Consider the following 22,285-nt stretch of genomic DNA (forward strand, 5'->3'; position numbering starts at 1 on the left):
CATATTAGAACCACCACTCAATACTCAATACTCAATACTCAATACTCAATACTGAAAAAAATGAATTATAACGTAAACGAAAAAGGCTATTACGGCGAGTTTGGCGGAGCATATATTCCCGAAATGCTGTATCCAAATGTTGAGGAGCTTCGGCAGAATTATTTAAAAATAATGGCCGAGGAATCTTTTCAAAAAGAATTCCGTCAACTATTGAAAGATTATGTTGGGCGTCCTACTCCGCTTTATTTTGCAAAACGTCTTTCAGAAAAATACAATACTAAAATATATTTAAAGCGCGAAGACCTTTGCCATACAGGCGCTCATAAAGTGAATAATACCATCGGCCAGATTTTAATGGCAAAACGTTTGGGCAAAACCCGAATTATTGCTGAAACTGGTGCCGGGCAACACGGCGTCGCAACTGCCACAGTTTGCGCTTTGATGGGTCTGGAATGCATTGTTTTTATGGGCGAAATTGATATAAAACGCCAAGCCCCAAATGTAGCCAGGATGAAAATGCTTGGAGCGAAAGTGGTTCCTGCCACGAGCGGCAGCAAAACATTAAAAGATGCCACCAACGAGGCTATTCGCGATTGGATAAACAATCCTGTGGATACACATTATATTATAGGTAGCGTAGTTGGTCCGCACCCATATCCTGATATGGTCGCACGTTTTCAAAGTGTAGTTTCCGAAGAAATTAAAATACAGCTCAAGGAAAAAGAAGGTCGTGAAAACCCAGATTTTGTTGTGGCTTGTGTTGGCGGTGGCAGTAATGCAGCTGGTGCTTATTATCACTATTTAGACAAACCAGAAGTTGGAATAATCGCTGTAGAAGCCGCTGGAAAAGGAGTTAATAGTGGTGAAAGTGCTGCAACTTCTGCATTGGGAAAAGTCGGGATTATTCACGGTAGCAAAACGCTATTAATGCAAACCGCTGATGGGCAAATCACAGAACCATATTCTATTTCCGCAGGTTTAGATTATCCGGGCGTTGGCCCTATGCACGCCAATCTTTTTGCAAGCGGACGAGGCGAATTTATTTCAATAACCGATGATGATGCGATGCAAGCAGGACTGGAGCTTAGCAAATTGGAAGGTATTATTCCAGCTATTGAAACCAGCCATGCACTCGCAATTTTTGAAACTAGGAAATTTAAAAAAGATGATGTGGTTGTGGTGAATTTAAGCGGGCGTGGCGATAAAGATTTGGACACTTATATAAAATATTTTAACTTGAATTAGGTACTTTATCATTTCCGCCTTCGCGGAAATGAAAAAATAAACTTTTTATGAATCGAATTAAAAATAAACTTTCAGAAAACAAAAAAATTCTATCCATCTACTTCACCGCAGGTTATCCGAAATTGGATGATACAGTTGAAATACTTCAGCAATTGGAAAAAGATGGCGTTGACATGGTTGAAATCGGCTTGCCGTTTAGCGATCCATTGGCAGATGGGCCCACCATTCAGCAGAGTTCGCAAGCAGCACTAAAAAATGGAATGACCACCGAATTGCTTTTTCAGCAATTAAAAGACATTCGAGAAACTGTTTCAATTCCATTGATAATTATGGGCTATTTCAATCCTATGCTTCAGTTTGGGGTTGAAAATTTCTGCAAGAAGTGCGCTGAAGTTGGCATTGACGGCTTGATTCTTCCAGACCTTCCTTTGGCGGAATATGAAGAGCATTATGAAGAAATCTTCAAAAAATACAATCTCATAAATATCTTTTTAATCACGCCGCAGACTTCTGAAGAACGAATTCGACAAATTGATAACGCTTCCGAAGGCTTTATTTATATGGTGAGCAGCGCAAGTGTTACGGGAAGTTCGGAAGGTTTTGGCGCAGAACAGGAAGAATATTTTAAACGCATCGCTTCAATGAAACTTAGCAATCCTTTAATTGTGGGCTTCGGAATAAATAATTCTGAAACTTTTCTGCAATCCACAAAATCTGCAAAAGGCGCAATTATTGGCAGTGCTTTTATAAAAATGCTTTCAGAAAAAGGATTGGGCGGAATTTCAACTTTCATAAAATCAATTAGATAGGCTTTTCTTTATAAATGATTTAAAAGAAACTATACCGAAACACTATCTTTGCAGTTAAATGATATTTAAGTAAATGATTCAACCTATTTCTGGATTTTCAAAGAAAACAAAAGCTGAAAAAATTGAATGGCTTGCAGAAAATTATCTGCAAAATAATCCAAACTCCGTTCAAATTTTAGAAAATTACTGGAATGACAACCCGTCACTGCAGCAACTTCACGATGATTTTATAGAAAACACCATTTCCAACTACTACTTACCGTTTGGAATTGCCCCTAATTTTTTAATCAACGAAAAATTATACGCTTTACCAATGGTTACCGAAGAAAGCTCGGTGGTAGCTGCTGCTAGTAATGCCGCTAAATTTTGGTTGGAACGAGGTGGGTTTAAGGCCGAAGTGATTTCCACTGAAAAAAATGGACAGATTCATTTTAATTTTTTTGGAAGTGAAAAAAGTATTGAAGATTTTTTTGAAATAGTAAAACCGAAACTTCGCGACAGTATTCAAGCTATCGAAAAAAATATGAAAGCCCGCGGGGGTGGACTTTTGGAGCTTTCATTGGTTGACAAATCACACATTTTGGAAGGATACTTTTACATTCATGCCACTTTCGAAACACTGGATGCAATGGGTGCCAACTTTATTAATAGTTGCTTGGAACAAATGGCGCAAACTTTTGAGGAAGAAGCGCGGAATTTCGAAAAATTTCAACAAAAAGAAACATTTCCGGAAGTAGTAATGAGCATACTTTCCAACTACGTTCCCGAATGTTTGGTGCGTGCCGAAGTGAGTTGTAAAGTGGAAGAACTTACTACAAAACAGTACGAAGGAAAACAAGTTGCAGAAAAATTTGTCCGCGCTATAGAAATCGCAAAAACTGAAACAAGACGCGCTGTAACCCATAATAAAGGCATTATGAACGGCATCGATGCGGTGGTTTTAGCCACGGGAAATGATTTTCGCGCGGTTGAAGCTGGCGTTCACGCCTATGCTGCTCGTAATAGTTATTACGGAAGTTTAACTCACGCAAAAATTGAGGATGGCGTATTCACTTTTTGGATTGAATTACCTTTGGCTGTGGGCACCGTTGGCGGATTAACTTCGCTTCACCCTTTAACAAAATTAGCTTTTGAAATACTTCAAAAACCATACGCAAAACAATTGATGAAGATTCTGGCTGTGGCTGGACTTGCACAAAACTTCGCAGCAGTGCGCTCTTTGGTTACAACGGGAATTCAAAAAGGGCATATGAAAATGCACTTAATGAATATTTTGAACCAGCTAAATGCTACAAAGGATGAAAAAAACGAGGCGCTGGAATATTATAAAGAGAATGCAGTTTCGCATAGTTCAGTGGTTTCTTTTTTGGAGAATTTGAGAAGTTGATGAGTTTAAAAGTTTAGAAGCAAATTAAAAAAAACATTTCACAGCAACGGAAAATTATTGCTCACTGGCGAATACGTGGTGCTGAACCTTTTTGAATATTATCTTTGAAAATATGGAAATTGTTTGGACGGATAGGGCGTATTTTAGTTATGACAGTAATATTGCCTACCTTTATGGGGGATGGTCTCTTGAAGTTGCACTAAACTTCATTAATAAAACTGAGGAAGCGGAAAAATTACTTTTGGAAAATCCTAATCTGGGAAGGTTTGATGATGAATTAAAATTGTATAAACTTCTAATTGTCAAACAGATTTACCTATTTTATGAAATCCACAACAATAATCTTGTATTTATGAATTTTTGGAACAACTATAAAAATCCTTATTGGTTATAATCTATATTTTGCATTAATATTTGCCCGAACCTCTTTGCTGGTTTTGGTTCTTCCTTCAAGATAATCTTGCCTACCTTGTTCAATACCTTCTAGCATTTCTTCTCGCATAATCTCTCTTGGAAATAATATTTCGGTAATTATTTCAACTTCATTGTTTGTAAAAGCGTTCTCCCTTAATTTTCGATACAAGGTCGGTTTGCTAATGCTCAACTTTTTCACAAAAAAATCCATTTTATAGTCCGAATTTTCAATTAACTTTGGCAAACTTTCGATGTAGGAATTATATTTCTTAACTAAGGCTATCATATTTTAATACTATTAGGATTAAATAATTGAACAAATTTAATTAAATTTCTTGAAAAAAACCTTTAACAGCAACGGAAAATTATTGCTCACGGGTGAATACGTAGTGCTTGATGGCGCAACGGCTTTGGCAATTCCCACAAAATTTGGGCAATCTTTGGATGCTAAAATTTCAGAAAATGAAAGAATTCACTGGAAGAGTTTGGATGAAAAAGGCACTGTTTGGTTTGAAGATTTTTTCGATTTAAAAAATTTCGAAAGTAAAAATTCAGAAAAATCTATTTCGAAAATTTTATCGAAAATACTTCAACAAGCCAAAAAACTGAATCCGGATTTTCTTTCTGAAAATGAAGGAATTCAAGTAACCACAAAACTAGACTTTCCACGAAATTGGGGCTTGGGCACTTCATCAACCTTAATAAATAATATTGCACAATGGGCTGAAGTGGACGGTTTCGCTTTGCTCGCCAATAGTTTTGGCGGAAGTGGTTATGACATTGCTGCCGCTCAAAATGATTCTCCTATTTTATATAAATTAAAAAATGAAATCCCTGAATTCAGGAAAATAAATCTTTCTTGGGACTTTACAGACCGTTTGTTTTTTGTTCACTTAAACCAAAAACAGCATAGCAAAGAAGGAATTGCGAGGTATAAAAATATTTCTGTGGAACAAAAATCAATTCAAAGAATTTCAGACATCAGCAATAAATTGTTAGTTTGTTATTCCCTATCAGACTTTGAAAAGCTAATGAATGCTCATGAGCAGATTATTTCGGAAATTATAAAGCTTCCTACAGTTAAAGAGCAACTTTTCAGCAATTACCCAGGCACAATCAAAAGCTTGGGCGCTTGGGGCGGGGATTTTGTTTTGGTTATTGGAAATGATTCTGAGATGGATTATTTTAGAAAGAAAGGGTTCGAAACTATTGTTCCTTTCGAAGAAATGTTACTTTAATGATCTCAGTACGAACAATTTAAAAACAAAAAACCCCCAAACAATACGTCTGGGGATTATGTGGTGCCTCCAAGAATCGAACTAGGGACACATGGATTTTCAGTCCATTGCTCTACCAACTGAGCTAAGGCACCATTATTAAGACGGCAAATATAAAGCTATTTTCGTTTTTGCAAAACAATAATTAAAAAAATAAAAGATATTCTTTTTTCAATTTAATAGAGCCTTAACAATTACTTCATTAGCGTAGTTGTATTTTTATCGCCTTATACAAAAAAATGAATCTCGTAATTGATGTAGGTAACACACTGGTAAAGCTTGGTGTATTTGAGGCTGGCACACTTAAGCATAAAAAAAGTTGTGTGAAAACAGATTTTTTAACTACACTTACCGAAATTTCTGAAAACTTTCCGAACATTATCAATGGCATCGTATCTTCTGTTGCCTATCTCTCTGAGCATCAACTTTCAAAACTGCAGCAGCTTTGCAATGTTTTAATTTTAAATCACGAGACCAAAATATCTTTCAAAAACTGTTATGCTACGCCGCATACACTAGGCATTGACCGTATTGCACTAGTGAGTGCAGCTGCAGATCAATACAAAAAGGAAAATGTTTTAGTGATAGATGCTGGAACATGTATTACTTACGACTTTTTGAACTCACAAAATGAATATTTGGGCGGAGCTATATCGCCAGGTATTGCAATGCGCTATAAATCGTTAAATACTTTCACCGATAAATTACCCTTATTGGAAGCAAACAACACAAAATTATTAACAGGAAATAGTACGGCAGGTTGCATACACGCAGGCGTAGTGAACGGAGTGTTGTACGAAATAGATGGCTTTATTGAAGCTTACAATAATAATTACAAGAATTTAACAGTTATTTTAACAGGAGGAGACGCACATTTTTTGCGAGATACCATAAAAAATGACATCTTTGCCCACTCAAATTTTTTATTGGAAGGCTTGAACCATATTTTAGAATATAACAAACATTGATGTTTAAACAAATAGTAGTCGGTTTATTTATACTTATTTCTAGTGTAACATTGGCCCAAGAAGGAACCACATCTCCATATTCTTTCTATGGTATTGGAACCCTAAAATTCCGTGGAACTGTAGAAAACAGATCTATGGGAGGTCTGGGGGTTTTTTCAGATAGTATCCACCTTAACCTTCAAAACCCTGCTTCTTATTCAAGTTTGCGATTGGTTAATTTTTCAGTTGGTGGAAGCCACAAAGCTTCAAAGCAAAAAAATGAGACCGAAAGCCAAAATACATCTTCTAGCACCCTAGATTATATTTCTATCGGTATCCCTATGGGGAAATTTGGAATGGGCTTCGGTGTTATTCCATACACTTCCGTGGGATATGATTTTTATTCTGATTTACCCAATGGGTTAACGGAGTATACCGGAAGTGGCGGTTTGAATAAATCTTACCTTTCACTCGGGTATCAAGTTACATCTGAATTGAGTTTGGGAATTGATGCAAATTATAACTTTGGTAAAATAGAAAATACGGCAACTACCCAACAAAATGATGTACAGTATGGTACCCGTACATTTAATAGGTCGGACGTTTTGGGCTTCAGTTTTAATTTTGGAGCAATGTATAAAAAGATGATTACTGAGGATCTTGAGCTTTCAGGCTCGGTAACATTTACTCCAGGAACTGGTTTCACTTCTGAAAACTCTAGAAGAATCGAAACCGTATCTATAATCCCGGCAGGAACATTTACAATAGATGAAAGAGAAATTACTGTTGCCGATACCGATTTCACCTTTCCTTCACAATTTAGCATTGGCGGAGGTATTGGCAGACCCAAATATTGGGGAATAGGTGCAGAATATACGAGTCAAAAAACTAGTAATTTCACAAATCGTTCTTTTAATATAGATAACGTAATCTATAAAAATGCATCAAAATTTCGTTTAGGAGGTTATTACATTCCAAATTATAATTCATTTGGAAACTACTTTAAACGAGTTGTTTACCGCGCTGGAGCGAGGTATGAACAAACAGGATTGAACGTTAATGGTCAAGACATAAACGAGTTTGGCATATCTTTTGGATTAGGTTTACCCGTAGGCCGATTATTCTCTAACGCAAATTTAGGATTTGAAATCGGAAGACGCGGAACCACCGACTTTGGCTTGATCCAAGAAAACTTTTTCAACACATTCTTAAGCTTCTCGTTAAATGACCGTTGGTTCGAAAAAAGATTATATGATTAATACCAATAACTTAAATACCATGAAAACAAAATTCATTCTATTATTTTCAATGGCACTTCTTGCCGTAACAGGAAACTCTTTTGCTCAGGCTCCAGATGATTGTACAATTACATTATCATACTTTACCGAACCTGCCAAGATAAAGAACTACGAAGCTGCACTCCCCTTCTATGAAAAATTAATAAAAGAATGTCCAAATTATAATCTTGCCATCTACCAATATGGTGTGAAGATGTTTGAATATTTTGTGGAAGAAAAAGGCGACAAAAGTAAGTTAAATGACCTTATTCAAGCTTGGGAATTGAGATTGCAAAATTTCCCGAGTCAAACTAAAGAAGGTGATGTGCTTTCAACTATTGCACAAATAAAATTTGATAATAACATCGGTTCAAAAGCTGAGCAGTTTAAGGCTTTTGATGATGCATTCAAAAAGCATCCTGCAGACTTCACTAGCGGAAAAAGTCTTTATGCCTATTTCTCATTGGCTGTAGATTTGCAAAATTCTGGTGAAAAAGATTTACAGGAAATTTTCAGCCTTTATGATGTTGTAATCAGTAAAATAGATACAGAAAAAAACAGTCTTGCCTCAAAACTTACTCCTTTAATGGACAAAGAAGAAGCAGGTACAGCTGCCCTAACAGAGAAAGAACAACGTGCCAAAGATGTTTACGAAAACAACTTGGGCGTATATGCAACTGTTGAAGAAAGCGTGAATGGAAAGTTAGGTCAGTTAGCTGATTGCCCTAACCTTATTCCTCTTTATGAAAAAGATTACGAAGAGAAAAAGAACGATATTGATTGGATAAAAGCCGCAAGTAATAGGCTAGACGCAAAAGATTGTGATAGTCCACTAACAAACAAACTGGCCGTGCGCCTTCACGAATTGGAGCCTAGTTCTACTTCTGCTTACCTATTGGGTAAACAAGCTGAAGCTGAAGGCAAAGCCTCAAAAGCTTTGGAATACTTCAACCAAGCTGCAGATCTTGAAAAAGACAATTCCAAAAAAGCGCGTATCTATTATAGTATCGCTGAAAACTATCGCAAAAAAGGAAGCTTTGGCACTGCAAGAAACTACTACAACAAAATGCTTGATGCTAAGCCATCTGCAGGAATCGCTTATTATAAAATTGGCGCAATGTATTCAGACAGTGCAAACAACTGCGGAACCTCTGTTTTTGAAAAAAGAGCAATGTACTGGTTAGCCGCAGACATGATGGACAAAGCCGCCCGTGTGGACGGTACAATTGCGGGTAATGCAAGAGCCGCCGCAAGTTCATACAGAGCCCGAGCACCACAGGCAAGCGACATCTTTTCTGAAGGTATGGCTGGAAAGACCGTTACCTTTAAATGTTGGGTTGGCGGAAGCGTACGGGTTCCTAATTTATAAGAATGTACACCACAATAAATATGTTTAAGAGCGTGATGGTCCTGGTATTGGTCATCACGCTTTTTGCATGTGAAGGCAATTATAAAAATGTAAAGAAAATGAGCCTTTCCGATGGCGCTCCAATTGCCGAAGGAAAAGACATTAATTTTAAATACACAGACTCGGGGAAATTGGTCACCAATCTTTTGGCTACTAAATTACTCGATTATTCAAATTTAGAATTTCCGTATAAAGAATTCCCCAACGGTATTGAAGTAAGATTCTGGGATGAAGATGGTAAAAAAAATACGGTAACTGCAGACTATGCCATACAGTTCGATAATACCGGATTGGTAGATTTACAAAAAAATGTAGTAGTTATTACCGCAGACAGCGTGGTTTTAAAAGCCAACCAGCTTTATTGGGATCAAAAAAACAAATGGGTCTTTACAGACCAAGCTTACCAAATAAAATTTAAGGATGGCTCCTATAATGATGGCGCAGTTGGGTTTGACAGCAGTGAAGATTTCACTACCTTTCTATCCAGAAAAAACCAAGGAGTACAATTAGTGGACAAAACCAAAATCGAAAATGCTAACTAAAATATCACGTTTTATAGAATACATCTACATTATCGCTGCTGTATTTTTTACCTACGAAGCGATAAACACCTGGAGTACCGACCCAAACAAGGCATATCTATATATTTTCTTCGTTGTTATCGCAATCTTTATGTTTTTCTTCAGAAGAAATTTCAGAAAGAAAATAGAAAAACGCAATGAATGATGCAATTTTTAGGGTTTCAAATTCAAAATTATTGAAATTGCAACCTTAAATCTTGAACTTTAAATTTTTAAATGGACTACAGCATCATCATCATAATAACAATGTTAATACTCTCCGCCTTCTTTTCAGGTATGGAGATTGCCTACGTTTCTTCAAACAAAATCCATATTGAAATTGAAAAGAAACAAAACACATTTTTGGCGGGTATTCTTAAAAAGATAACCAGACGACCCTCTAAGTTTATAGCCACAATGCTGGTCGGCAACAATATAGCACTGGTTATTTACGGTTTTTTCATGGGAGATCTTCTCATGAAATACATTCCGCTGGAAGGCTTCATTGGTCTATTGGTGCAGACTATTATTTCTACACTTGTAATTCTGTTTACCGCAGAATTTCTACCAAAAGTTTTCTTCCAAATTTACGCCAATAGCTTGGTGAAAATCTTCGCCGTGCCAGCATACTTCTTCTATGTGCTTTTTTCGCTAATTTCTGAGTTTGTAATTTGGATTTCAGATTTGGTCCTGAAACTGGTTTTCAAATCTGAAGGCGATACGGTACAGCTAAGCTTTAGCAAGCTGGAACTCGGAAACTATATTTCTGAACAAATGGAAATCGCCGAAACTAAGCAAGAGATGGATTCAGAGATACAAATATTCCAAAACGCACTTGACTTTTCTGAAGTAAAATCGCGCGAAGCAATGATTCCGCGTACCGAAGTTGTTGCGGTAGATATTAACACAACTCCAAAGGAGCTAGCTAAAATCTTTACCGAAACGGGACTCTCAAAAATATTGATCTACAAAGAAAATATAGACGATATTTTGGGCTATGTCCATTCCTTTGAGCTTTTTAAAAAACCTGCAAGTATAAAAAAAGTGCTAATGCCCGTGGTTTTCGTTCCGGAAACAATGCTCGTAAAAGATGTACTCGGCATTCTCAGCAAAAAAAGAAAAAGTATAGCCGTTGTAATTGATGAGTACGGCGGAACCAGCGGTATTATTACCGTTGAAGATATTATTGAAGAACTTTTTGGCGATATTGAAGATGAACACGACAGTATTGCGCTCATTGAAGAAGAACTTGGGGAGAACCATTATAAATTCTCTGCGCGTTTGGAAGTAGATTACCTGAACGAAACCTATAAACTGAATTTAGGGGAAAGCGAAAACTACGAAACTTTGGGTGGCCTAATAGTAAACCACACCGAAGAAATTCCAGAAAAAGGGGAAACAGTTGAAATAGAAGATTATACCTTTACAATTCTCGAAGTTTCAAGTACAAAAATTGAACTTGTAGAAGTAAAAAACACCTCCGAAGATTAGATTTTCAATTATTCCTCACTTTTTTTAATATACTTTTTTATTAATGGCAGGAAAATGGTATTTTCGCCCACTAAATAACTAAAAAAATAAATCCTTCAAAACCTTATAATTATTGGGAACTAAAAGGAAATCACAACCAAACTCTTCATATTCGCAAGATTGAAATGAAGAAATATAAATTACAAACATCAAATGGCAATCTTAAACAGTATTAGAAAAAGAGGGATATTTCTTATCCTCATCATTGCATTGGCACTTTTCGCCTTTATTTTAAGCGATGTATTAACCAAAAGCGGCGGCTCAAAAGTTCAGGATACAATTGCCACCATAAATGGCACGGACATTTCGAGACAAAGTTTTATGGAAGAAGTGGAGCTTACACAGCGCAACATGGGGCCAAACGCTAATTCTTCACAAGCCGTAAACATGGTTTGGGATAGAGAACTTCGCCGTGTAATTTTGGAAGAGCAGTATGAAAAAGCTGGACTTTCTGTTGAAAAAGCACAGCTGGACGATGCCCTTAGAGCTTCTCTGGCAAACAACCCTACTTTCTTAAACGAAGCTGGACAGGTTGATGACGGTAAAATCCAGGAATACATTGCGAGCATTAAAGCTTCTTCTCCTGAAATGTACCAACAATGGCTAAATTTTGAGCAAAGCACTGCTGACGGGGTTTTGCAACGTATGTATTTTAATATGGTAAAAGGCGGTTTGCGCACAACAGTTGCTGAAGGTGAGCAAGAGTATCATTTTCAAAATGACAACCTGAATTTTAACTATGTGATGATTCCGTACAACAAAATTGCTGATGAGGACGTAAAAGTTTCTGATGACGAAATAAAAAAATATGTTGCTGCTCACCCAAGCGATTACGAAGTTGATGCACAGGCAGACATTCAATATGTTATATTTTCTGAAGAGCCTTCCGAAGCAGATGTAGAAGAAGCAAAAACAGAAACCTCTGCTTTGCTTAACGGTAAAGTTGAATTCAACCAAGACACAAAAGCTAACGATACCCTGCCAGGCTTCCGAAACATAAAAGATTACGAAGAGTACGTAAACACAAATTCCGATGTACCTTATTACGATGCTTGGATGTTCAAAAGCCAGCTGCCACCTACGGTTGCAGACACGCTTATCAATTTGAACGAAGGCGATGTTTATGGTCCTTTCAAAGTAGATAATTCATTTTACCTAACTAAGGTTTTGGAAACCAAAAGAATGCCTGATTCTTCAGAATCTAAGCATATCTTAATTCGTTATGCAGGTACGTTACGCGCTCCAGAAACGGTTACAAAAACAAAGGAAGAAGCTAAAAAACTAGCCGATAGTATTTTGAATGTTGTTAAGAAAGACAAAACTAAATTTGCTGCCCTAGCCACAGAATTTTCTGACGACAGCTCTAAAGACAACGGCGGAGACTTAGGAAATTCAACTCCTGGAAGAATGGTACCTACGTTTGATGATTTTATTTTCAGCAACCCTACCGGAACTATTGGATTGGTAGAAAGTGATTTTGGTTTTCACGTTATTGAAGTGGGCAAACAATCTGAACCTAAAAAAGCTGTTAAGCTTGCCACTGTTGTAAAAAACATTGAAGCTTCTAAAAAAACTTCGGACGACGTCTTTTTTAAAGCCTCAGAATTTGAAGTAGCCTTACAAGATGGCGATTTTTCAGAATTGGCAAAAGCTCAAAATCTCGAAGTTAAACCGGTGAACAATCTTGGCCAGATGGATGCAAACCTTCCTGGAATTGGCGCAAACCGCACTATTGTGAATTGGGCTTTTAACGAAGACACCAAAGTAGGAAACATAAAACGTTTCAGCGTGCCTGAAGGTTATATAATTGCTCAGTTAACTCGTAAAAACGCTAAAGGTTTAATGAGTGTTGAACAAGCTTCTGCGGCTGTTAAACCAATTCTTATAAAGGAGAAAAAAGCAAAAAAAATACGCGAGTCCATATCTGGCAATACTATAGAGGAAATTGCAACAAACCAAAGCGTAACAGTTCAAACCGCTACGGGCGTTACAATGGCTAATCCTATGATTGGAGCTACCAACGAAGCAAAAGTTGCAGGCGCCGCTTTCGGAACCAAACCAGGCGAGTCCACAGGGTTAATTGATGGAAAGAATGGAGTTTACAAAGTGAAGACCACCGCTTTCAATCCAGCGCCTAAAATGGAATCGTATGTAAACTACGCTAACCAACTAAGCGCCAAGGTTGCCCCTGCATCTCAAAATGCGGTTTACAATGCACTTAAAAAGAAAGCGGATATTGAAGACAACCGTGCTACTTTTTATTAATTTACAAAACATAATTTTTTTCAAAACCCCATTGCAAAGTTTGCAATGGGGTTTTTCTTTAAAACTGATTTTAGATTGCTTGATGAAGACAAAAAAATCCGTTATTTTTATAAACGTTTTAAAAGCCAGCTATAACATGTGCTTGCCAAAACATATTTAAAAAAACACCAATGGACAACGAGCTTATAAAGTCTATAGAAGAAAAATATAAAAGCCTAGGCGAAAACCCTGAGACCTATCTCAATGGCCTCTTGCAGGCCAAACCAATAAATTATTGGGATTATATTCAGGTGGATACCCTGCTTTCACTTCAAAAAACCCGTACTGATTTTAAGGATGAAGAAATATTCGTGATGTACCATCAGGTTACTGAGCTTACATTGAAAATGATGATTCACGAAATAAAACAACTTTCTGAGGGCGAAAACCTTTCTGAAGAAATCTGGATAATTAAGATGGATAGATTGAAACGTTACACCCGGATGCTCATAACCTCTTTCGATATTATGAAGGACGGAATGAGCTATGAGGATTACAATATTTTCCGTGCTACATTAACGCCCGCAAGTGGATTTCAAAGTGCGCAATTCCGTATTTTGGAAATATACTCTACCAAACTTGAAAACCTTGTAAACAGCCAAGGCCAAGAACGATTGCCTCCTAATCCTTCGACGAATGATTACTTTGAAAACATTTACTGGAAAGATGCAGGCTACAACAGAAAAACGGGAAAAATGACTTTAACCCTACGCCAATTCATCGAAAAATACGAAGCCGATTTTATAACTTTGGCTGAAAAAACAAAAGGCAAAACCCTTGAAGAGCGTGTTGCGCAAATGCAGAATCCTTCTGAGGAGCTAAAAGATAAATTAAAACAGTTTGACCATTTTTACAACGTGGCTTGGCCAATAGTTCATTTGGATACAGCAAATCATTATTTAAACAGCAGGGGCGAAAACAAAACTGCCACAGGCGGTTCAGAATGGCAAAAATACCTGCACCCAAAATACCAGCAGCGCAAGTTTTTTCCAGAGCTTTGGTCTGAAGAAGAAATCGCGAATTGGGGGGAATAGTTATTCGGGATTCGTAAATTTTGAATATTGAAATCTTCTTTGAAAAAATAATTCTCTCCTATCCAAACCTTTTCATTATTTCTAAAAGATTATCCAATTAAAAAAATGATGAAATATATACTAGTACTCTTCCTAATAAGCTTTTCATTTACGGTAAAATCACAGATACTAAATGCTGAATCACTTCGTAAAGTAACGGACACTTCGGGTTTTTCTGGTTCCACCAGCCTCAATTTTTCATTGAAACGAGATGTGAATGAATATTTCAGTTTTAGCAACAGTATTCACATTCAGTATAAAATGAATAAGCATTTAGTATTGCTAAAAAATGATATTGAGTTGAAAAATATTGAAGGCAATAAATTTGAAAATGCAGGAATAACACACCTTCGGTACAACTACAAATTTCATCCTCGAATTGCTTGGGAAATATTCGGGCAGGCACAATATAACAAAGTCTCAAAAATAAATTTTAGAGGACTTGTAGGAACCGGTCCAAGGTTTAAATTAACAACCTCTGAAAGTTATAAATTCTATTTAGGAACCCATATAATGTATGAACAGGAAGAACTGAGCGATGGCGTCACTCCAATTCAAAGGGACCTTAGAAGTACTTCCTATCTTTCCTTCAGCTTATACCCAACCAAAACCCTCAGCATTATTAGCACTACCTATTACCAACCAAAAATTAAGGATTTTGGCGATTATCGCGTTTCCAATCAAAGCTCCCTGCTGATTGATCTTTTTAAGAATTTTGCTTTTAAAACAACTTACACCTTTATTTATGACGAAACTCCGGCGGTAGGAATTCCCAATTCACAATACAATTTGGAAAGCGGCTTTGTTTATTCTTTTGATTAAAAGTTTAATAACTTTAGCAAGCAATTCTTTAATTGAAAGACTACTTGCCTATATTTACAACTGTTGAAAAACCAAAACAGGTTCAACTTCGTAACTATAACAAAAATCATCCATGGCTGCCAACAACTACTATGACCCTGCTGACCTAAGAAAATTTGGAAATATTACCGAATGGAGCAAAGAACTCGGCGATAAATTTTTTGATTACTACGGAAAAGTTTTCGAGGAAGGTGCGCTCACGGCACGAGAAAAAGCTTTGATAGCCTTAGCCGTGGCTCATACCGAACAGTGCCCATACTGCATTGATGCTTATACAAAAGACACTTTACAAAGAGGCGTAACCAAAGAAGAAATGATGGAAGCCATCCACGTGGGCGCGGCCATAAAAAGCGGCGCAACCTTGGTTCACGGAGTGATGATGATGAATAAAGTGAACAAATTAGAAATGTAGGCGCGCGATTAATCGTGAGCCTGCGAATAATTTATTAGAATACCATTCGATAAAAATTCTATGCTAAAAGAAAAAAAGAAAAAACAGCAATCCCTTCATAAACGCCACAGCGAACTCGCAGTGGCAAACAAACAACTCGAAAAACTTTCCAACGGCATCTTCGCCAATGGAGAGCTTCCCCTTTTTTCTGAAAAAATAAGGGAAACAAACCAATTTCCGCTCCGTCCAAATAAATTGGAGATCCTACAAATAAATGTTGGCTATATGTGCAACCAAGTTTGCGAACACTGCCACGTAGATGCCGGCCCTGATCGAAAGGAAATTATGACACGCGAAACGATGCAGCAGTGTTTGGATGTAATAAAAAACACAGGTGCGCACACGTTGGATCTAACCGGCGGCGCCCCAGAAATGAACCCCGATTTTCGATGGTTTGTTGATGAAGCGAGCAAAGCCGGAATCAAGGATTTTATTGTTCGAAGTAATCTTACCATCATTCGTGCAAATAAAAAATATTACGATTTACCGGAATTTTTCAAAAACCACAATGTGCACGTCGTTAGCAGCATGCCGCACTGGACGCGAGGAAAAACCGATAAACAAAGAGGCGAAGGCGTTTTTGACCTTTCAATAAAAGCGTTGCAGGAATTGAATGCTGTAGGCTACGGAATGCCTGAAAGTGATCTCCGATTGGATTTGGTTTACAATCCAAGTGGTGCCTATTTACCCGGCGATCAAGCAAGTATGGAAAAGGAATTTAAACACGCTTTACTTGAAGATTTTGGCATTCATTTTCACAATCTTTTCGCCATTACAAACCTTCCCGTTTCCAGATTTTTGGATTATTTGATTGCTTCGGAAAATTATGAGGACTATATGTATTCATTGGTTGAAGCCTACAATCCCGCCGCAGTTAAAAACGTGATGTGTCGAAATACAATTTCAATAAGTTGGGATGGGTTTCTATACGATTGCGATTTTAACCAAATGCTGGAATTGAAGGTTGCGAGCAAAATCCAACACATTTCAGAATACAACGAAGATATTTTAAACGATAGAAAAATTATAATCTCCCAACATTGCTACGGTTGTACCGCCGGTGCCGGAAGCAGTTGCCAAGGAGCAGTTGCAGATTAGGGATTAGGGATTAGGGATTCGACGAAACCAAATTATTTTGTTATCGCAACAAACCTTAAATATCGAATTTTAAACCTTGAATACTAAAAAAACCGCCATACTAATATTTGCGAATTCGGCCCAACAAGAGGCCGTAAACAAACCGTTCCCAAAATCGTCGGCGCTTTTTGATGAGCTCAATAAACAGACATTACAAAAAGTAAAACGCAGCGGCCTGCCCTATTTTCTTTTTTCTGAAGATGAGCAGCTAGGTACAACTTTTGGCGAAAGATATACCAATGCAATCCAGTTTGTCTATAATCAAGGTTTCGAAAATGTTATTACCATTGGGAATGATACGCCCCAACTAAAGACTTCACAATTAATTGAAACCGCCAAAAAACTGGAATACAGCCCCATCATTTTAGGGCCTTCTAAAGATGGGGGATATTATATGATGGGATTGAACAGATCCCAATTCAACGTTGAAACCTTTTTAAAACTACCATGGCAAACTTCACAGTTGACGAAGCACATTTCGCGCTTGCTCGCCGCTCAGAGAATTAAGATCGTTTTTCTGAAAATGTTTGCCGATATTGATTCCATTACTGACGTTGAATCAGTTTTAAATGGTTTCAGAAATATTGGCGTTAATCTTAAAAAGATTCTTCTTTCCCTATTTTCTTCAGAAAAAAATACAATTTCATTTTCGCCTTTCTTCTTTCAAAATACTTCGAAAGAAATAAAACTCAACAAAGGCTCTCCCCTATTGCTTCATATTTAATTTTTAAAAAACCTGTCAGTCATTGCGAAGAATGAAACAATCCACAGGTCTGTGAAAATCCTTTTCTAACTAATCACAATTTATGAAGCACATATACTTATGCGTATTGCTGTTTTTTTCTATTTACAGCTACGCCCAAACCACCGTTACCGGCACGGTGACCTCGGCGGTTGATGATATCACTATTCCGTTTGTAACAATACAGGCGAGTAATGGCAAAGCAACAACCACCGATGAAAACGGGAATTATTCCATTTCAGTTTCCGAAAATGACAAACTTAAATTCTCCGCAATTGGTTACGCCGCACAAACCGTTTCAGTTGAAAATAGAACTACAATAAACGTTGTTTTGGCTGAAACTACTACCGATCTTGATGAGGTGGTGGTAACGGCACTCGGTGTAAAACGCGAAACAAAAGAGTTAGGTTACACCGTTCAAGCGCTGAAGTCGGAAGAAATTTCTGAAGTAAAATCGGTTAACTTTCTCGACAATCTTGCAGGGAAGTTGGCTGGCGTTACCATAACCCAAGGTGCTACCGGTGTGGGTTCTTCTTCAAAAATCACCATTCGGGGCGAAGCTTCCTTTTCAAACAACAATCCACTTTTTGTGATTGATGGCACGCCTATAAACAACAACACTGTTTTTAACGTAACGAACGAAGCCGCAGCCGGATTTCAGGAAATAGATTTTGGGAACGGCGCGATGGAAGTAAACCCAGACGATATTGAATCTGTCACCGTTCTAAAAGGCCCAACGGCCGCAGCTCTTTACGGAACACGTGCCGCAAACGGCGTGATTGTAATAGAGACCAAAGACGGCAGCAAAGCCAAGGGAATGGGCATCAGCGTCAACACATCCCTTTTTGTGGATACTGCGTTCAAATTACCAAAATTTCAAAATGAATACGGGCAGGGAAATTCCGGACAGTTTGAATACGTTGACGGGCTGGGTGGCGGAACAAATGACCTTATCAGTTATTCCTGGGGACCGAGGTTGGATGTGGGAAATTTAATTCCGCAATATGACAGTCCAGTTTATTTGCCCGATGGAACGGTGGTTCGAGGTGGTGATACTTCGCTATACGACGGACTACCCATTACTGCAACCCCCTTTGTTTCACATCCCGATAATTTGAAGGATTTCTACAAAACGGGGATTACTACCATTAACAATGTATCTGTTTCGGATAACTTCGGAAACGGAAATTATCGCCTTTCCTTTACAGATTTAAGAAGCGAATCCATCATTCCCGGTGTAAATCTTGACCGGCAAACGGTTGCGGCAAACCTAACATTTCGACCAACCGCTAAAACCGAAATTACAACTTCCATGAGTTACGTAAATTCAAACAGCGACAATCGCCCGTCCAATGGCTATGGTAGTGAAAACGTGAATTACGCTTTGATAGCCTGGGGTCCGCGCTCGTTGAATATTGAAAATATGAAACAGTATTGGCAGCCCGGTTTGGAAAATGTGCAGCATTATTCCTTCAATTATACCTATTTCGACAACCCATATTTCACTTTACTTGAAAACAGAAACTCATTTAATCGCGATCGCGTTTTTGGGAATGTTTCAATCAGGCAGAATCTTTCACAACACTTGAGTGTTTCCTTGCGAACAGGAATGGATTATTCCTCAGAAAATCGCGAATTCCGAAGAGCTTACAGCAGTAATCGCTTTAAAAATGGTGCTTATGCTGAGGACGATGTTTTTTACAGGGAAGTAAACACAGACTTTTTGATCAACTATAACAAGCTCTTCGGAAATTTCTCTTTTGATATTTCTGCTGGAGGCAATAGATTGGACCAAACAGCTTCAACCAAACAATCGCAAGCTTTGAATTTGGCACAACCTGGAATTTTCAGTTTGAACAACGCCGCGTCGCCAATCGAGGTTTTTCAGTTTGAATCACAGAAAAGGATTAATTCATTTTACGGAATCGCAAAATTCGGTTTTAAGGATATTGCATATTTGGATATAACCGCCCGTAATGATTGGTCCAGCGCTTTGGCTACACCTTTTTCTGTGGATGGCACTTCGTTCTTTTATCCTTCGGCTTCGTTGAGTTTTATACTTTCAAATGCGGCGAAACTTCCGAGGGTTATTTCCTTCGCAAAATTGCGCGGAAGCATCGCCCAAGTTGGGAATGATACCAATCCGTACCAAACTTCGGGAGCATTTGTTTCGCAAACCCCATATTTGGGTCAGCCAACTTTCAGCGACCAAAACTTTATACCGAATTCCAATTTGAAACCCGAGCAGGTTACTTCGTATGAAGTAGGCGCGGACATTCGTTTTTTTAGAGATAGATTGAATTTCGATTTTACCTATTACAATGCTTTGACCAAAGATCAAATTATTTCGCTGCCGATTGCTATTTCTTCTGGTTACAACCAACAAGTTGTAAACGGCGGAAAAGTTCGCTCTCAGGGAATTGAATTGGTTGCAGATATAATTCCCGTAAAAACTGGAAATTTCAGTTGGAATAGCACCTTCAACTTCAGTAAAAACAAAGCGGTGGTGGAAGAGCTTCCGCAGACAGATGGCAGGTTAACGCTGGCTTACAGTAGAATTTATGACAGTGCCAACCAAACCGTTTGGTTTCAAGTGGAAGAAGGTGGCGAAATTGGCGATATCTACGGAACAGGTTATTTGAAAAATGAAAATGGCGATTTCATCCTTACTTCCGAAGGGAGATATATTGCTGATAATACGCTGAAAAAAATAGGAAATTACAATCCTGATTTTATTTTGGGCTGGAACAATACTTTCACCTATAAAAACTGGAATCTTGGTTTTTTGTTCGATTGGCGTCAAGGTGGAGAGTTGGTTTCACGAACCCGTGCTTTGGCAACTGTTGGCGGTCAACTCGCAGAAACTGCTGGTGACAGAGGCGATATAATTCCGCAAGGTGTTGTAAATATTGGAACAGAAGAAAATCCAAATTACGTTCCAAATACCACAGCAGTTTCCGCCGAAAGTTATTATCGTCAGTTTTACGATAGAAACCACGAAGAAAACAATACATACGACGCTTCCTATTTAAAGCTTCGTCAGTTTTCAATCGGTTACACCTTCAAAACCAGAAAGGGTTTTGCGGGTCTTGACGAAGGTGCGGCGATCGATTTTTCCATAATTGGAAGAAACATATTTGCCATTAGCGACATTCCCCATTTTGATCCCGAACAACTCGCCGTGCAGGGAACTGGTTTTGTAAGCGGTGTTGAGGATATGAGTTATGCTTCAACCAGAAGTATTGGATTTAAAGCGGGATTAACATTTTAGACCCACCCCTAACCCCTCCCGAAGGGAGGGGAACAAAAGCCCCTCCTTTGGAGGGGTTGGGGAGGACTCTTAACATAAAACAATAAATTATGAAAAACAAATTATACATTTTCAGCTTGGTTTGCCTGCTTTTTGCAAGCGGATGTACCAAAGATTTTGAGGAAATAAATACGAACCCAAACGCACCGAATAGCGTGCAGCCAAGTCTTTTGCTTCGACAGGTAATTTATGATTTTGGCGAACAGATGAGCTACGAAGGTTTCGTGGCCGGCGATTTACTTTCGCAGCACAGAACAGCGATTGACTTTAACCTTTTTGACCGACACGCGTTGAAATCGCCGCAATTGGGTGGAAATCCTTGGCCAGTTTTTTACGTAAACCTTCGCGATAACGAGATTTTATTAAACCAAGCGCAAACGGTGCAAACCTACGCAGTTTACGAAGGGCCTGCCCTAATTATGAAAGCTTATATGGCAGCAGGATTGACCGATCTTTTTGGCGATGTTCCTTACATTGAAGCTTTCAATGGTGTAAATGGAACTGTCACGCCGAAATACGATAAACAGGAAGACATTTACTTGGCCGATGGCGGAATTTTGGATAATCTCAACAAAGGCATTGCCGCAATCAACAATTACAACGATGTACTTCCGCTGGAAGGCGATATACTTTTCAACGGAAATTTGGACGGTTGGGTAAAGTTTGCAAACGCTTTGAAAATAAAAGCATTGTTGAGAATTTCAGGAAAAATTGATGTTTCGGCACAACTGCAAGCCATTTACAGTTCTGGAAATTACATTCAAAGTAATTCTGAAAATGCAATTTTCAATTTTACAAATACAGATCCGAACCGATTCCGTTTGGCAAAACTCCGCGTGGGCGATTTTAACAACTTTGTGCTTTCGGAAACTATGGAAGATATCATGCTCGGCTTTAACGACGATAGAATTGATGCGTTTTTTCGTCCTTTTCAAAATTCAACAAATGGCGAATTTAATGGCCTGATAAACGGAATTGACGCCTCAAACACTTCCATAGAATTGTCGGATTATTCGCTTGCGGGTACCATTTTCCGCGAAGATACTTCAACGCTCGACGCCAACTTTCTGACCGCCTGGGAAACCTATCTCAATTTGGCCGAAGCCGCGCAAAAAGGTTTGATTACTGCAAATGCAAAAGATTTATACGAAACTGGCGTAACGCTGGCATTTGAATATTGGAATGCGCCGCTGCCTCCAGATTATTTAACCGGCCCCGCCGCTTTTGATGCGTCCGGCACAACTCCCATTCAGCAAATTGTTACCCAAAAGTGGATTGCAAACATCATCAACGGTTACGAAGGTTGGGTGGAATATCGACGTACAGGTTTCCCAATGCTAAAACCTGTTGCAGCAAGTTTGAACGACGGTTTAATCCCGGTAAGAATGCCGTATCCCGCAGAAGAACAGGCATTGAATGCAGATAATTATAATGAAGCGGCATCAAACACAGATGGCAATAGCATCAATTTCCCAGTTTGGTGGGATGAATAGTCCCACCCCTAGCCCCTCCCAAAGGGAAGGGAATATAAAAGCCCCTCCTTTGGAGGGGTT

20 protein-coding genes and 1 tRNA gene are annotated in these 22,285 nt (G+C 38.4%); 19 read left to right on the forward strand and 2 right to left on the reverse strand.

Going from position 1 to position 22,285, the window contains the following annotated elements:
- Positions 1–60 precede the first annotated feature (60 nt).
- From trpB to ESV24_RS05455, 4 genes are all read left to right on the forward strand, one after another.
- The gene (trpB, locus tag ESV24_RS05440; RefSeq protein ID WP_111814957.1) at positions 61–1,245 is read left to right on the forward strand and encodes a tryptophan synthase subunit beta; all 1,185 of its coding nucleotides are present in this window, start codon (positions 61–63) and stop codon (positions 1,243–1,245) included.
- A 47-nt stretch (positions 1,246–1,292) separates the two neighbouring features.
- Complete coding sequence (trpA, locus tag ESV24_RS05445; RefSeq protein WP_111814642.1) at positions 1,293–2,054, forward strand: tryptophan synthase subunit alpha; 762 nt, start codon at positions 1,293–1,295, stop codon at positions 2,052–2,054.
- A gap of 73 nt (positions 2,055–2,127) precedes the next feature.
- Complete coding sequence (locus tag ESV24_RS05450; protein ID WP_111814640.1) at positions 2,128–3,441, forward strand: hydroxymethylglutaryl-CoA reductase, degradative; 1,314 nt, start codon at positions 2,128–2,130, stop codon at positions 3,439–3,441.
- A 112-nt stretch (positions 3,442–3,553) separates the two neighbouring features.
- Positions 3,554–3,835 carry a type II toxin-antitoxin system RelE/ParE family toxin gene (locus ESV24_RS05455; protein ID WP_111814638.1) on the forward strand — a complete coding sequence of 94 codons (282 nt, stop codon included), beginning with the start codon at positions 3,554–3,556 and terminating at the stop codon, positions 3,833–3,835.
- Here ESV24_RS05455 and ESV24_RS05460 read toward each other — a convergent pair.
- Positions 3,830–4,141, reverse strand: a complete 312-nt coding sequence (locus ESV24_RS05460; RefSeq protein WP_111814636.1) for a hypothetical protein — start codon at positions 4,139–4,141, stop codon at positions 3,830–3,832. The genes ESV24_RS05455 and ESV24_RS05460 overlap by 6 nt on opposite strands.
- Positions 4,142–4,190: 49 nt before the next feature.
- Between ESV24_RS05460 and ESV24_RS05465 the strand changes: the two genes are divergently transcribed.
- Positions 4,191–5,093, forward strand: coding sequence for a GYDIA family GHMP kinase (locus ESV24_RS05465; protein WP_111814634.1), 903 nt, complete (start codon positions 4,191–4,193; stop codon positions 5,091–5,093).
- Between the two features lie 61 nt (positions 5,094–5,154).
- Here the strand turns inward: ESV24_RS05465 and ESV24_RS05470 are convergent.
- Positions 5,155–5,227, reverse strand: a tRNA-Phe gene (locus tag ESV24_RS05470).
- 144 nt (positions 5,228–5,371) lie between these two features.
- Between ESV24_RS05470 and ESV24_RS05475 the strand changes: the two genes are divergently transcribed.
- The 14 genes from ESV24_RS05475 to ESV24_RS05540 all read left to right on the forward strand — a co-directional run bounded on the left by ESV24_RS05475 (position 5,372) and on the right by ESV24_RS05540 (position 22,225).
- Positions 5,372–6,100, forward strand: a complete 729-nt coding sequence (locus tag ESV24_RS05475; RefSeq protein ID WP_111814632.1) for a type III pantothenate kinase — start codon at positions 5,372–5,374, stop codon at positions 6,098–6,100.
- Complete coding sequence (gene bamG / locus ESV24_RS05480; protein ID WP_111814630.1) at positions 6,100–7,338, forward strand: BamG family beta-barrel-assembly machinery protein; 1,239 nt, start codon at positions 6,100–6,102, stop codon at positions 7,336–7,338. The genes ESV24_RS05475 and bamG overlap by 1 nt, the downstream gene beginning before the upstream one ends.
- A 19-nt stretch (positions 7,339–7,357) precedes the next feature.
- A complete protein-coding gene (locus tag ESV24_RS05485; protein WP_235003980.1) occupies positions 7,358–8,725 on the forward strand; it encodes a tetratricopeptide repeat protein in 1,368 nt (455 codons plus the stop codon).
- 2 nt (positions 8,726–8,727) lie between these two features.
- Positions 8,728–9,306, forward strand: coding sequence for an LPS export ABC transporter periplasmic protein LptC (gene lptC / locus ESV24_RS05490; RefSeq protein ID WP_111814628.1), 579 nt, complete (start codon positions 8,728–8,730; stop codon positions 9,304–9,306).
- Positions 9,296–9,490, forward strand: coding sequence for a hypothetical protein (locus ESV24_RS05495; protein WP_111814626.1), 195 nt, complete (start codon positions 9,296–9,298; stop codon positions 9,488–9,490). Before lptC ends, ESV24_RS05495 begins: the two co-directional genes overlap by 11 nt.
- 71 nt (positions 9,491–9,561) lie before the next feature.
- Complete coding sequence (locus tag ESV24_RS05500; protein ID WP_111814624.1) at positions 9,562–10,815, forward strand: hemolysin family protein; 1,254 nt, start codon at positions 9,562–9,564, stop codon at positions 10,813–10,815.
- 192 nt (positions 10,816–11,007) lie between these two features.
- Positions 11,008–13,119, forward strand: a complete 2,112-nt coding sequence (locus ESV24_RS05505; protein ID WP_111814622.1) for a peptidylprolyl isomerase — start codon at positions 11,008–11,010, stop codon at positions 13,117–13,119.
- A gap of 170 nt (positions 13,120–13,289) precedes the next feature.
- Positions 13,290–14,192 carry a tryptophan 2,3-dioxygenase family protein gene (locus ESV24_RS05510; protein WP_111814620.1) on the forward strand — a complete coding sequence of 301 codons (903 nt, stop codon included), beginning with the start codon at positions 13,290–13,292 and terminating at the stop codon, positions 14,190–14,192.
- A 105-nt stretch (positions 14,193–14,297) separates the two neighbouring features.
- The gene (locus ESV24_RS05515; protein WP_111814618.1) at positions 14,298–15,053 is read left to right on the forward strand and encodes a DUF481 domain-containing protein; all 756 of its coding nucleotides are present in this window, start codon (positions 14,298–14,300) and stop codon (positions 15,051–15,053) included.
- A gap of 112 nt (positions 15,054–15,165) precedes the next feature.
- Positions 15,166–15,504 (forward strand): arsenosugar biosynthesis-associated peroxidase-like protein, encoded by a 339-nt coding sequence (locus ESV24_RS05520; RefSeq protein ID WP_111814616.1) that lies wholly within the window; start codon positions 15,166–15,168, stop codon positions 15,502–15,504.
- Positions 15,505–15,564: 60 nt separating this feature from the next.
- Positions 15,565–16,641: an arsenosugar biosynthesis radical SAM (seleno)protein ArsS gene (gene arsS, locus ESV24_RS05525; RefSeq protein WP_111814614.1), complete on the forward strand. Its 1,077-nt coding sequence runs from the start codon at positions 15,565–15,567 to the stop codon at positions 16,639–16,641.
- Positions 16,642–16,717: 76 nt separating this feature from the next.
- The gene (locus ESV24_RS05530; RefSeq protein WP_111814612.1) at positions 16,718–17,404 is read left to right on the forward strand and encodes a DUF2064 domain-containing protein; all 687 of its coding nucleotides are present in this window, start codon (positions 16,718–16,720) and stop codon (positions 17,402–17,404) included.
- Between the two features lie 82 nt (positions 17,405–17,486).
- On the forward strand, positions 17,487–20,693 hold the full coding sequence (locus tag ESV24_RS05535) for a SusC/RagA family TonB-linked outer membrane protein (RefSeq protein ID WP_111814611.1): 3,207 nt from the start codon (positions 17,487–17,489) through the stop codon (positions 20,691–20,693).
- Positions 20,694–20,782: 89 nt separating this feature from the next.
- Complete coding sequence (locus ESV24_RS05540; RefSeq protein WP_111814609.1) at positions 20,783–22,225, forward strand: SusD/RagB family nutrient-binding outer membrane lipoprotein; 1,443 nt, start codon at positions 20,783–20,785, stop codon at positions 22,223–22,225.
- Positions 22,226–22,285 lie beyond the last annotated feature (60 nt).

Source organism: Aequorivita lipolytica, from assembly GCF_007997135.1.
GTDB classification, from domain to species: domain Bacteria; phylum Bacteroidota; class Bacteroidia; order Flavobacteriales; family Flavobacteriaceae; genus Aequorivita; species Aequorivita lipolytica.